This window comes from Vibrio nigripulchritudo (assembly GCF_027924785.1).
Classification (GTDB): Bacteria; Pseudomonadota; Gammaproteobacteria; order Enterobacterales; family Vibrionaceae; genus Vibrio; species Vibrio nigripulchritudo.
Map to the genome: position 1 here is coordinate 3,024,846 of NZ_AP027049.1, position 12,543 is coordinate 3,037,388.

Below are 12,543 nucleotides of genomic sequence, written 5' to 3' on the forward strand. Positions count from 1 at the left end.
GCATCTTTTCCTGCTCTCGCTATCCTTGCTGCAACTTTCTCTCTGTAAGGCATTTCAGTTTGAACATTACCATTCTTGGTCCTGGGGCTGTTGGTGCGTTGTGGGCAACGTCCCTGCACGATGCTGGGCATAATGTGTCTCTTTGGAGTCGCAGTTGCACTGCTGAAACACTGCACCTTGCCAAAGACAAACAGGCTCCTATCGAGTTTCGAAGCAACGACGATAACGATCTGGCAAACGCCGATCTCATCCTGATCACTGTCAAAGCCTGGCAGGTAGAAGAAGCAATTACCCCAATTCTGCCAAAACTGAGCACCGACACCATTCTGCTATTTATGCACAATGGAATGGGGGCGGTTGACGCGATATCAGAGCGTATTAAAGATTTCCCTGTCGTGCTTGGCACCACAACGCAAGCCGCTTACAAGCCATCAGCGAATCAGGTTCAGCACACAGGTCACGGAGTGACTCAACTGGGTGGTGTTAATGCCAAAGGCTGTCACTGTGACTTTTTAGCAGAAGTCCTCAATCACGCAATGCCAGAAGTAAGTTGGAATCCTGATATTCAACAAGCCTTGTGGGACAAGCTCGCCATCAACTGTGCCATCAATCCATTGACCGCCATAGAACGGTGTTTGAACGGAGATCTGGCTCAGGAGCAATATCAGTCAACATTAGATGCCATAGTCAAAGAAGTGGCGGTTGTTATGAAGGCTGAGCAGCAAGAAGCGGACTATTCCGACCTTCGGAGCAAAGTCGATTTAGTCATAAATGCCACAGCGAAAAATCACTCTTCAATGCAACAAGATGTGTTTTATCAACGCAAGACTGAGATAGAATTTATAACGGGATACGTAGTCAGCAAAGCCAGACTGCACGGTATTCCGACCCCAGTAAACCAATCTTTACTGGATGAAATACAAAGAACCGAACAAAGCTGGAGTTCATCATGAGTTTTAAAGTACTGGTCCCGATCGCACCGGGTACCGAAGAAATGGAAGCGGTTACCATCATCGATATCATGGTGCGCGCTGGCTACGATGTGACGATTGCCAGCGTCGACCCTGAAGGCTCGCTCACCATGAAAGCATCTCGAGGTGTTATTCTGACGGCGGACTGCAAATTAGTTGAAGTAGCGGATGAGCAGTTTGATGTGATTGCTTTGCCTGGAGGTGTCCCCGGTTCAGAAACTTTCCGCGACAGCGTGCTCCTGATCGAGATGCTCAAGCAGCACATGTATGAAGGACGTTGGATGGCGGCAATATGCGCGGCTCCCGCTTTAGTCCTTCAAACACACGACTTGTACCCAGAAGCCATCATGACCTGTCATCCTAGTTTTGAAAAACACATTCCAGAGGCACAGTGGCGAGTTAAGCGTGTAGTAACAGACGTGATACACAAGCTCATTACCAGCCAAGGTCCTGGCAGCGCATTGGAATTTGCGATGGAAATCGTGATTCGACTGTCTGGAAAGCCCCATGCCTGGAGTGTCGCTGAACCTATGGTTCCGGTTCCACAGCTTCATTTCCATGAAATGGGTAAGTAACACCTAGTCCATTTCAGGATAGAAAATAAAAGCTTAACGAGTAATGGTTTGAATGTGCTTAACAATGGCTTTCAGACCATTACCTCGGGAGGGGCTCAGGTGAGTAAACAAACCTGTCACTTCGAAGTAAGCGTCGATATCGAAACTCTGAATCTGCTCTGAGGTTTTGCCTTCGTAGGCAGCGAGCACTATCGCTATCAAACCACGTACAATTCGGGCATCAGAGTCGGCACAAAAATGCCACTGCTCACCCACCTTTTCTACAACAAACCAAACCTGGCTTTCACAGCCAGAGATAGTCACAGTATCGGCTTTCAGGTCTTCAGGCATATCGGGCAGTTTCTTACCCCACTGAATGACCTGTCGGTAACGGTCTTCCCAGCTTTTAAAACCTTGCATGGTTTCAGCAATCTGCTCGCTAGAAATGTCAGTATCAAATGGGGAAGAAGGGAAATTGCTCATTATTTTGATTAGGTTTTGAATATTAACTGGCGGGGATTATACCCACTTTCACCACCAGTTGCCCACGGCTTACTGGCATAAAAAAGCCCAACATTTGTGTCGGGCTACTTCAGATGGGCTATCTTAGGACTTCTTCATTCCACGCTGAATCAGCTTCTCAACGACTCGTGATACGGCAACAAAGCCGAAAGTGGCGGTCACTACCGTTGCCGCACCAAAACCGCTGGCACAATCCATGCGTTTTGACCCTTCTGCTGTCGATTTGGTGGCACAAACACTGCCGTCAGCTTGTGGGTACTTCAATTGTTCGGTTGAGAATACGCACTCAATACCAAACTTTCGCTGTGGATTCTTCGGGAAGTTGTGGTGACGACGCAAAGTATCTTTGATTTTCTTTGCCAGTGGATCCTGAATGGTTTTGGTTAAGTCCGCGACCTGAATTTGCGTCGGATCTACCTGACCACCAGCACCGCCTGTCGTTACTACTTTGATTTTATTGCTGCGGCAGAACGCCAGCAAGGCAGCCTTTGCTTTGACGCTATCAATGGCATCCAATACATAGTCAAAATCTTTGCTGATGTATTCTTTCAAATTGTCCGGTGAGATAAAGTCGTCAATCAGATTAACCTTACATTCCGGGTTGATCAGCTTTACTCTCTCTGCCATCACTTCAATCTTGCTTTGACCAACCGTACCATTCAAGGCATGGATCTGACGATTAATATTGGTGACACACACATCATCCATATCGATCAGGGTCAGCTCTCCGATCCCAGTTCTGGCTAATGCTTCTACCGCCCAGGAACCCACACCACCAATTCCAACGACACACACATGCGATGCACGCAGGATCTCCACTTCGGAGTTTCCATATAAACGCCTTGTACCACCAAATCGCTGATCGTACTGCTCGGATGCTGGAGGAAGGTTGTCTTGCATGATGTCGCCTTGTGCAAAATTGAGTTCAAAAAGAAAGAGTGCGATTTATACGCACTCTTCATCAAAAAGTCTAGCCTACACGTTTAATCGCGCTTTTCAGGTGGCAGTGCCCAAGGTGATTGCGTCGCGGATGCTTCTAAACCTAATTTCCAAACCCGACCAAAATGCTTGTAGTGACCTGCCTGAGTTCCGGCTCTTGGTCCCATACCATGGTATAAGTCGAGATGGTTTTGTTTCACTGCACCGCCAGTATCCAAAACAATCAAAAGACGCAACTCATGCGCGCCGCTGAATGTACCATCGGCGTTCAAAAGCGGCACTTCTGCCAGAATGGGTGTGCCCATTGGAAAGAGTCTTCTGTCACCAGCGACCGAAGCCATAGGAAGCAGTGGGATGCCTGCCGTACCCGTTACTGGTGCTGCCTGTCTTGGTTCAAAGAAAACATACGAGGTGTTTTGTTCAAGCAGTTCACGAACAACTTCTTCTTCCTGTGCGAGAACCCATTCTTTGATCGCTTTAAGAGACATTTTTTCTCGTGGAACCTGATTTCTCTCAATCAGCACCTTACCAATGCTGACGTATGGATGACCGTTTTTCCCGCCATAGGCAAAGTATTCCAGAGTATCGTCGTCTTCAAAATGCACAAAACCACTGCCCTGCACTTCCATAATAAACGGGTCAATCATGTTTGCCGCATAGCCAAGTTCAAGACCCATTCCTTCAAGCACACCACTGTTAATTTCGGCTCGTGTCGGGCATTGCTCTTCACAGGTAGGCATTTTGTAGACAGGGTATTTGAACGTGTCATTCGGCTGATGGCGCAATTCAATTACTGGAGAGAAGTAGCCGGTAAACAACACGTTGCCTTTGTCGTCACCACCACCAAGCTGCGCAGCCTGAATACCGTAATTAGCCAGTTCTTTTGGATCGCCACTGTTTAGTGTCCACGCCGATAGCTGCTCGTATAAAGGCTGGAAAGTTCGTGACATCGAAGGCGACTTCACAAGAACTTGCTCTGCCTGGGCGTTAAATGCCAGATAATTTCGAGGTTTGTTGGATTCGATTTGCTCGGTTTGATTGAGCGCAGAAGAGAATTCACCGTCGAGGTATTGTTGACCTCGCTCGGTTGGGGCGGCACAACCCACTAACGTTGCTACCGCACCAAAGCAAAGAAATTTTTTAAACACAAAAACATCCAGACATAAAGGTTTGTATCAGCATGGCAAAATATATCGCCATCAGCAATACACTCTCTGTCTAATTGCTTGGATTTAACACAACCGGCTGCGGATTAGTATTGAGGAAAATAGACTCGTAATGCTCCGGTTTAATGCGGCGCATTTTTTTGAATGTTTCTGAGATGATGATGAACTCATGCTTAGAGCCGCCACTGCTGAATTTGAGCTCATTGCCATTAAAACTGAAGTCCGATGCGATTAAGCGGCCATCTCTGTACACCCCTTCCTGTTTAATGGTGTACGAGTCTCGCATGTAGGGTGCAACATTCTGTTCGACCCAGTGTCCGTAGATGTGCTTTCGCAACTCTTTTTGCTCCGCATTGTACTGGTTAAGGACGTGATATAAGCCAACCCCAACCCCGACAACTAGCGTACCTAAGAGTAATCCCGCCTTCAGATAATAAGACATATCCTGACGACCTCCCTGCCAGAGCTTGCTCATTGCACTACTCATCACTTCTACTTCCTAAACAGTGTGTACAGATACCACGGCGAGCCCAAAAACTTTCACAGAAAGACCAACCAACGACGACATATTAGTCAGTCTAAACCATACCATACATATTTTACTCAACATATGGACTTTATTTGGCACAGTTCGAAAATTTTCATTGAACAAATCTCAAATAGGAGTCAATATACAAAAATAATTACTCATAAAATTAGCATATTTAGTCACGGACAGATTTTATAGTGAAAATAAGAAGCACAGCACTGGTAAAAGGATTCAGGCAATCCGCGCCTTATGTCAATGCCCACCGTGGCAAAATCATGGTGGTCATGATCGGTGGTGAGGCATTTGAAGATCAGAACTTCGGTAACATAATTAGTGACATTGCCCTACTGCATAGTCTGGGGGTGAAAATTGTACTGGTTCATGGTGCACGACCTCAGATAAACCGCTTGCTGGACAAACAAGATCACCACACGCCATACCACAAAGGCATACGGGTGACAGACGAAGATGCACTCAGTGTCGCCATGCAAGCAGCAGGTCAGCTTCAACTTGCCATTACTGCCCGACTTTCTATGAGTTTAAACAATACTCCAATGGCAGGTACGCAACTTAATGTTGTGAGCGGAAATTTCATTGTTGCTCAACCTATTGGCGTAGATGACGGTATTGATTACTGCCACAGCGGGCGAATTCGCCGAATCGATACCGAAGGCATTTATCGGACTTTGCAGCAAGGTTCCATTGTGCTTCTTGGTCCTATCGGCTGCTCGGTTACTGGCGAAAGTTTTAACTTACTTTCTGAAGAAGTCGCCACACAAGTTGCCATCAAACTCAACGCCGACAAACTTATCGGATTCAGCTCAGAACAGGGCATCATCGACGACAACGGCGACGTTATTGCTGAGCTGTTTCCTAAAGGTGCTCAAGAGATCCTTCAACAAAGATTGTCGAAGGAAGGTGACGAAAATGGGCGTCGTGGTTCAATTCGCTTCCTGAAAGCTGCAATAGCCGCTTGCCGAGCTGGCGTGCCAAGAAGCCACTTAGTCAGTTATAAACTTGATGGCGCCATTTTGCAGGAATTGTTCTCGCTGGATGGTATCGGAACGCAAATCGTAATGGCCAGTGCGGAGCAGGTTCGAAGCGCTGACATTGATGACATCGGCGGGATCTTGGATTTGATTCGTCCACTTGAGGAACAGGGAATACTGGTTCGTCGCTCTCGCGAACAGCTTGAGCAAGAGATCCACCAGTTCACTATCATAGAAAAAGACGGAATGATCATCGGTTGCGCCGCGCTTTACCCTTATATTGAAGCTAAAACGGCTGAAATGGCGTGTGTTGCTATCCACCCAGATTATCGGGATGGCAACCGCGGAGTTCATCTGCTCAAGCACATCTATAATCAGGCTAAAACCCTAGGCTTAGAGAACTTATTTGTGCTTACTACAAGAAGTATCCATTGGTTCAGAGAGCAAGGGTTTACCGAAGTCGGGATTGACGCGCTCCCGGGGGAAAAACAGGATTTATATAACTACCAAAGAAGATCGAAGATTTTACAGCTCAGAGTTGTTTAATAGAACCTCATACTAAAAAACTTCATTTATAAGCAACTGATTTATAATAGGTTGCTAAATTAACGATGAAATTGGTTAAATTTTGACTTTTCATCTGCAAAACTGCTGGTACAATCACCGCCGCTGGAGAGGGTCACCTTTTCCAGCGTTCAAATTCAGATGAGTGTTTCTTTACGAGTACAACGTCAGATCATTGAGAAACATTCACTGCCACACGGAGGTTCCCTCTAATTTAGGGTCAAATGCTAGGAAGCGAGAGTCCACAACTTGCGAGCATAAACTCAATGAGAACCATAATTTGCAACTCAGCCCAAAGCTTTTGGGATATGGCTGATAACCAATTTTTAGACGGCAGAGACGTTCACTGCGTGTTTCCAGTAAACAGCAGTATGAAGCGTTACATTATGTCGTATCAAAACCGCTGTAATATTAAGAACATTTCTTTTTCTGATGTCTTTAGCACCAAAATTGAAGAAGATGTTAGCACCAAAGATTTGTTCCGCTTTCTGGCTCTGAATGAAGCCTAATCGCGTTAAGATTTAAAATGCTTACCACGGACGGTGCCTTTCTCTACCCCACATACCTAACCCAGTCGACTCGCTAACCCGCTCGCTCTCAACGTTTTTACTTTCACTCCACGACTCATTACCGCGCGATCACCAAACAGATCTAACTGCTTCTTAGCACGCGTAATTCCGGTATAAATCAACTCGCGGGTAAGAATTGGGCTGTAATTGGGTGGTAACACCATGATTGTATGCTCGAACTCACTTCCCTGAGATTTGTGAATCGTCATTGCATAGGCGGTTTCGTGTTCGGGAACTCGGCTTGGAAGTACGCCTTTCACCGTGCCATCCGGTAACTCAAAATATACCCTTAGCCTTGGCGTTTCTTCCGATTCGTCCAACATACACACGCCGATGTCACCGTTATACAGCCCTAAGCTGTGATCATTCCGAGTCACCATAACTGGGCGTCCGGGATACCAAAGCTCATCAGTGGCGGGCAATTTTCCCTTCTTTCTCAAGAGCTGTTCAATGCGTGTATTTAACCCTGCCACACCAAAATCCCCTTCACGTATCGCGCAAAGCAATCGACATTGGGAAAACAGCTTCAAAACCTGTCTGGCTTTCAACGAAGGCGTTTCATCGTGGTTCAACGGTCTTGTGACAGCTTGGAGATAATTGTCGTAACCCTTGGCAGCCATATTTAACATCGTTTGGTAGGCTGCTTTATCCAAGTCATGATGCGCGATGTCTTCAAACCCTTGGTTCCACACTTTTTCAACCTGGATCGACTGCCCCGAATTTATGGCTTTCGCCAGTTGCCCAATGCCCGAACGAGCATCGAATCGATAGCTTTTTTGCAGCATACACAAGCAATCGACAATCGCAGGGGCTTGAGTGGATACGTGTTTTGCTATCGCCGAAAAACCGGTCAGTGCCGATATCTGCTGGCTTTGAGTCGCGCTCATATGTTGATCACTGAAATCACAGATGTCGCCCAGAACTGCCCCTGCCTCTACCGATGCGAGCTGGTCTTTATCGCCTAGCAGAATCAATCTTGCCTGCGGTGGCAAAGCTTGCACCAATTTATGCATCATGGATAGGTCGACCATCGAGGCTTCATCGACCACCAGAATATCCAAATGAAGAGGGTTCTCACTGTGATGACGAAATTCTGCGCGCCCTGGAATTGCCCCCAGCAAGCGATGAATGGTGCTGGACTCGGTAGGAATTCGCGCTCGGATTTCTGGTTCGACCGGCAGGGCATCAACCGCTTTACCAGTCGATTCAGTCAAACGAGCCGCCGCCTTTCCGGTTGGCGCAACCAGTTTTATGGTGGGCACTTCACCAATATCTGAACCTTGCTGAACCAACGCCGCCAAAAGTTTAGTCACTGTTGTAGTTTTACCAGTACCCGGTCCACCTGAAATCACCGCAAAGCGACGGGTCAATGCCACCGCTGCTGCCACTTTCTGCCAGTTCAAGCATGCCGACTGAGGCACCAAATCATTCAGAGCTTCCAAGTCGGTAACCTTATTCGCTTGGGTAATTACCTTATCTATCGCTTCCCAATTTAAGGAATTGGAATCCACCACATCCAAATGATCGCACACCCATTGTTGCCTCTGTACCTGCGAACTTTGATCGGCTTTTGTCACGGCACTGAATAGGTAGTGGTAACTGCGCGCAAACAGATGATCTAAAGTGGTTTTCAAGCGATTGATTTGATCGTTAGAAAGCGGGATCGGGCTCATCAGTTTTTTTAATGTCTGGCTAAGCGAGGTCTCATAGTGCCAATAGCGATGCAAATACAGATTCGCGCCATCAAGGATTAACGGTTTCGCCTCACCCGATTTTCCCACCAAAGAAGAAGCAAGCAATTCAGACTGCCAGTCAATACCCGAAAACTGGTTGCGAAGGGCTTCCGCTTGCTCACCATACAGCCCCAAACAGGTCACCAAATCGACTTTGTCCATTGGAATACAGATGTGCCCTTTGCCTAACTCAGCGCTGACCAACCCAGCCAGAAAAGGGATGTTCTCACCATTGTCTGGCTGCTGGGACGCAATAAACTGAGCAAACTGATAATCCAATTGCCTTACGATGCCTTGCTCGGTCAGTTGTTGTAATAATTTAAGCATCTGCATCTATCGCTTCTCCGTCGATAAGCTTGTCGAATTGTTCTAAGAAAGTTTGAGTCGGCTTGGCAGAAAATATGCCGTGTTCGGATTGCCCGTCAACACCACGGAGGAATAGGTAATAGACCCCACCAAAATGCTGATCGTAGTCGTAGTTGGCAAGGCGGCTTTTCAAGAAGCGGTGCAGAGCCAGTGCGTAGATCTGGTACTGCAAATCGTAGCGATGATCAGCCATGGCATTATTGAGGTTTTCGCCGTGATAGTCAGCGACGGTATCCCCAAGGTGGTTCGATTTCCAGTCCAATACGTAGTATTTACCCTGATGCTCAAACACCAAATCAATGAAGCCTTTGAGCATGCCTTTTAAGGTATGAAAGCCCAATTCTCCTGCTTGTTTAGATAAAGCATCGTGTTGGTGCGCCAGCTGATTAAATGAAGGAGCGATCAATACATCAATCGGCAACAGAAATTCCATTTCCACCAACAACTGGCTTGGTAGCTTGCTGGAAAGGCGAAGCGATTCCCCATCCAAAGGCGTATTCAACACTGTATCGACTAGGTGCTCCAACACCGGCTGCCATTCGGGTTCCAGTTGCTCCAGCTCTATTAGCTTCGAAATGATTTCTCGGTTAGTGTCACCGTCTGCTGGTTCGTTGAACACCACTTCTTCAAACAAGGTGTGTAAAAACGTACCGGGTTTAGCACCACGTGGGAAATTAAAAATACTGCGCTCCTGCTCTTCTAACAGGTGTTCGTCTTCTTCCGCAAATGAGTCAATATCAAAGCCCGCCACTTCGAAACTCGCATCGTGTGAACCGTGGCCGGATTGCTTCACTAACCCAGAATAACTGCTGATACGCCAGAATCGGTCAATCTGCTGTTGCAGTTCATTCGCGGTGAGCGCTTGCGTTTCCTTAGCTGCTGCTGAATAGCCAGAACCTGGAAGTTCAGGCGGCGTCACTATATCCATGCAGTCAAATCCCGTCACCACTTGTGACAGACAAGATGCCAGCTCTTCGGGTAATTTAGCCTCGCCATTTTGCACCAAATGCCCCATCGCGCTCAGATGTAAGCCCGATGGTCCTTTGGTGGCTCGCCCTTTGCGTATCGGTGTCATGCCAATAAAGCAGCCATAGACGGCGCGGGTCAGGGCTACGTAGATAAGACGAAGATCTTCTGCTAAACGCTCTTTGTCTGCCAGAGCAATGGCGTCTGAATTATTGGTAATATCGAGGACGGTTTTATCCTGTTCTGCATCGTAATACTTGCCTTCACTGGCTTCGCGATAGCTGCTCACAAATGGCAGGAAAACCAAGTCGTATTCCAGACCTTTGGATTTATGAATGGTGACGATTTGCACCAGATTTCTTTCTGATTCGAGGCGTTGAATCTGCTCATCGCTACCACCCGTCAAACCAGATTGCACATCGCTGATGGTGTCCGATAGCCAACGCAATAATCCATGATCACTTTCCAAAGACAAACTCGCCTGCTGCAACAACTCACCAATGTGCAGCAAATCGGTGATCACTCGCTCACCTTCGTCTTCTTCCAGTAGCCTCTCGGCAATGGCTCGCTTTGCCATCACGGAGCGAATCATGGGCATGACACCGCGCTGTTGCCACAGCTTACGGTATTCCCGAAACTCGTTCACCGTGTTTTCCCACAGCATTTCGTCGTTATTCAGCGCGTCCAACTCTCGGGCATTCATCGCAAACAACGCCGACGCCAAACACGCTCGCAGCGCTTTATCCTGCTCAGGAGTCAGAACGGCTTGCAGTAGCCGCTGAACGTCGGCGGCGACATGGCTGTCAAACACGCTGTCACGGTTCGACAGATACACACTAGCAATGCCTTGTTTTGCCAGAGCCTCTTTGATTCGCCGACCTTCTGCGCCAGTTCTCACCAATACGGCAATATCGCCTGCCTGCACTGGATGCGACTGTCCGTCTTTTTCAAACCACGCTTGCTGGTTATCGGATGCAGTTAACACCGTCTGAATCTGGCTGGCGGTTGCCTCCGACATGACCGACAGGTAATCCCCTTTGGTCACTGGTTTGCATGCTTCATCTTCATGAAGCCAGAACGTGACCGCTTTTTGTTGGTTGCCATGTAAAACCCAATGGCTGCTTTGTGCTTTGGGGCTGAAATTTACTGATCGGAAAGGGATGTCGTCGTCATACAAAAACGGGGCATCACAAAACTCAAACAACCGGTTGACCGACGTCACCACGTCGGCGCTCGAACGCCAGTTGGTGTCCAAGGTGTAGTGGTCGGTCACTTCATTTCGGGCTTTGATGTAAGTGAAAATGTCTGCACCGCGAAACCCGTAGATCGCCTGCTTCGGGTCTCCAATCATAAAGAGCCCTTTCTCTGGCTGCCCGACATATATCCGGCTGAAGATCTTGTATTGCAGCGGATCGGTATCCTGAAACTCGTCGATCATGGCGACGGGATACAGCGAGCGAATGCGCTCAGCCAATAGATCCTCTTCATCTAAATCCAGTGCGGCAGAAAGTTGAGTCAGTAAGTCATCGAAAGATAGCCAATTCTTTCTTTGCTTGGCTTTGGCGAGCAATACGCGACATTCTGAAATCGCATGCGCCAGAATAGGGTCTCGCAGCGAAACCGAATTAGTAATAAACGCCTCTACAGTGTCAAAAACGGGATGGCAGGGTGGCGTCCCTTTCGGAGTTTTCTCGTTCAACGCTGCTTGGCTAAATCGCTCCAATTTGTCTGGAAAGGCGTAATCGACCGTTGGGCTCGCTGCCCAGGCATTCACCTGCTCAAGCCAGGTGGGCAGTGACTTTTTGGTGTAGCTGCGTTTGTTGATGTCGGAATTGGCGATCAGGTCATGGAAATCCGCTTGGGATTCAACCCACTTCGCTTTGAGCTCATCAATTCTGACCAGATTCTGCTGATGGAGATCGGCAATATTGGTCGACAAAGGGGCAACAGTAAGCTCAATGTTCGCACCAGTCAGATATCGAGAGACATCGGCAAGCAGCGCAGCAGGGGATGCCCAGATTTTGCAGATTTCCGCTGCCAGTTGAATCGGTAATGGGTAGAACTGTCTTCGCCAATAATCCGCTACCACCTGCGCTTTCAGTTGTGTTTCATCGGTCACGAACTCGTTGTTAAAACGGCTACCAGATTCAAAGGCATTTTGAGTCAGCATGCGTTGGCAAAAGCCATGAATCGTATAGATGGCGGCTTCGTCCATCTGGCGTTCGGCTTGAAGCAGGATCTTAGCGGCTTCTTTGTGATCAGAAATGGCATCCAACAAAGGGGCGATCACCGGATCACTGCTGCGATTTTCTGGCGACGCATCCGCTCGGGAAAACGCCAGACGTGCATCATGGATACGCGCACGAATACGATCTCGAAGCTCAGCAGTTGCCGCCTCGGTAAAAGTCACTACCAGAATTTGATCGACGGTTAACGGACAAGGGTGTGAAGTAGCACCATTGCCATGACCAAGAAGTAAACGAAGATACAAACCTGCAATGGTGAAAGTTTTACCGGTTCCCGCAGAGGCCTCAATGAGCCTCGCTCCGTGTAATGGGAAGTCCATCGGTGATAAAACCATCGCTTGCTGCAAGTGGGTATCAGATTGATGAGTCATAATTCGTCGATTCCGCCTAATAATTTGTGATCGAACACTTGTTTTGTAGCAATAAGTT

Annotated in this window: 10 protein-coding genes; 4 read left to right on the forward strand and 6 right to left on the reverse strand. The window is 47.8% G+C overall.

Annotation, left to right across the window (positions count from 1 at the left end; genetic code table 11):
- Positions 1 to 59 precede the first annotated feature (59 nt).
- Together panE and QMG91_RS13880 are read left to right on the forward strand one after the other, a co-directional pair.
- A complete protein-coding gene (panE, locus tag QMG91_RS13875) occupies positions 60 to 953 on the forward strand; it encodes a 2-dehydropantoate 2-reductase (protein WP_281827163.1) in 894 nt (297 codons plus the stop codon).
- On the forward strand, positions 950 to 1,546 hold the full coding sequence (locus QMG91_RS13880; RefSeq protein WP_022591701.1) for a DJ-1 family glyoxalase III: 597 nt from the start codon (positions 950 to 952) through the stop codon (positions 1,544 to 1,546). Before panE ends, QMG91_RS13880 begins: the two co-directional genes overlap by 4 nt.
- A 33-nt stretch (positions 1,547 to 1,579) precedes the next feature.
- Here QMG91_RS13880 and csdE read toward each other — a convergent pair whose 3' ends face one another.
- The 4 genes from csdE to QMG91_RS13900 all read right to left on the reverse strand — a co-directional run bounded on the left by csdE (position 1,580) and on the right by QMG91_RS13900 (position 4,639).
- Entirely contained in the window at positions 1,580 to 2,008 is a 429-nt protein-coding gene (gene csdE / locus QMG91_RS13885) for a cysteine desulfurase sulfur acceptor subunit CsdE (RefSeq protein ID WP_281827165.1), read from the reverse strand.
- A gap of 123 nt (positions 2,009 to 2,131) precedes the next feature.
- Positions 2,132 to 2,947: a tRNA cyclic N6-threonylcarbamoyladenosine(37) synthase TcdA gene (gene tcdA, locus QMG91_RS13890; protein ID WP_281827166.1), complete on the reverse strand. Its 816-nt coding sequence runs from the start codon at positions 2,945 to 2,947 to the stop codon at positions 2,132 to 2,134.
- 83 nt (positions 2,948 to 3,030) lie between these two features.
- Positions 3,031 to 4,134 (reverse strand): murein transglycosylase A, encoded by a 1,104-nt coding sequence (gene mltA, locus QMG91_RS13895; RefSeq protein WP_022591703.1) that lies wholly within the window; start codon positions 4,132 to 4,134, stop codon positions 3,031 to 3,033.
- Between the two features lie 70 nt (positions 4,135 to 4,204).
- Positions 4,205 to 4,639, reverse strand: a complete 435-nt coding sequence (locus QMG91_RS13900; protein ID WP_004402997.1) for a DUF2850 domain-containing protein — start codon at positions 4,637 to 4,639, stop codon at positions 4,205 to 4,207.
- Positions 4,640 to 4,878: 239 nt separating this feature from the next.
- On the opposite strand from QMG91_RS13900, the gene argA reads away from it, so the two are divergent.
- Together argA and QMG91_RS13910 are read left to right on the forward strand one after the other, a co-directional pair.
- On the forward strand, positions 4,879 to 6,216 hold the full coding sequence (gene argA / locus QMG91_RS13905) for an amino-acid N-acetyltransferase (RefSeq protein ID WP_022549847.1): 1,338 nt from the start codon (positions 4,879 to 4,881) through the stop codon (positions 6,214 to 6,216).
- A gap of 326 nt (positions 6,217 to 6,542) precedes the next feature.
- Complete coding sequence (locus tag QMG91_RS13910) at positions 6,543 to 6,743, forward strand: exonuclease V subunit gamma (protein WP_153286226.1); 201 nt, start codon at positions 6,543 to 6,545, stop codon at positions 6,741 to 6,743.
- A 56-nt stretch (positions 6,744 to 6,799) separates the two neighbouring features.
- Here QMG91_RS13910 and recD read toward each other — a convergent pair whose 3' ends face one another.
- Complete coding sequence (gene recD, locus QMG91_RS13915) at positions 6,800 to 8,869, reverse strand: exodeoxyribonuclease V subunit alpha (protein WP_281827168.1); 2,070 nt, start codon at positions 8,867 to 8,869, stop codon at positions 6,800 to 6,802.
- Positions 8,856 to 12,485, reverse strand: coding sequence for an exodeoxyribonuclease V subunit beta (gene recB, locus QMG91_RS13920; protein ID WP_281827170.1), 3,630 nt, complete (start codon positions 12,483 to 12,485; stop codon positions 8,856 to 8,858). Before recB ends, recD begins: the two co-directional genes overlap by 14 nt.
- Between the last annotated feature and the right edge of the window lie 58 nt (positions 12,486 to 12,543).

Excerpts from the sequence above, each read along its gene's own strand:
- QMG91_RS13880 (WP_022591701.1), top strand. The coding sequence starts at position 950 with ATGAGTTTTAAAGTACTGGTCCCGATCGCACCGGGTACCGAAGAAATG.
- csdE (WP_281827165.1), bottom strand. The coding sequence starts at position 2,008 with ATGAGCAATTTCCCTTCTTCCCCATTTGATACTGACATTTCTAGCGAG.
- tcdA (WP_281827166.1), bottom strand. The coding sequence starts at position 2,947 with ATGCAAGACAACCTTCCTCCAGCATCCGAGCAGTACGATCAGCGATTT.
- QMG91_RS13900 (WP_004402997.1), bottom strand. The coding sequence starts at position 4,639 with ATGAGTAGTGCAATGAGCAAGCTCTGGCAGGGAGGTCGTCAGGATATG.
- QMG91_RS13910 (WP_153286226.1), top strand. The coding sequence starts at position 6,543 with ATGGCTGATAACCAATTTTTAGACGGCAGAGACGTTCACTGCGTGTTT.
- recD (WP_281827168.1), bottom strand. The coding sequence starts at position 8,869 with ATGCAGATGCTTAAATTATTACAACAACTGACCGAGCAAGGCATCGTA.
- recB (WP_281827170.1), bottom strand. The coding sequence starts at position 12,485 with ATGACTCATCAATCTGATACCCACTTGCAGCAAGCGATGGTTTTATCA.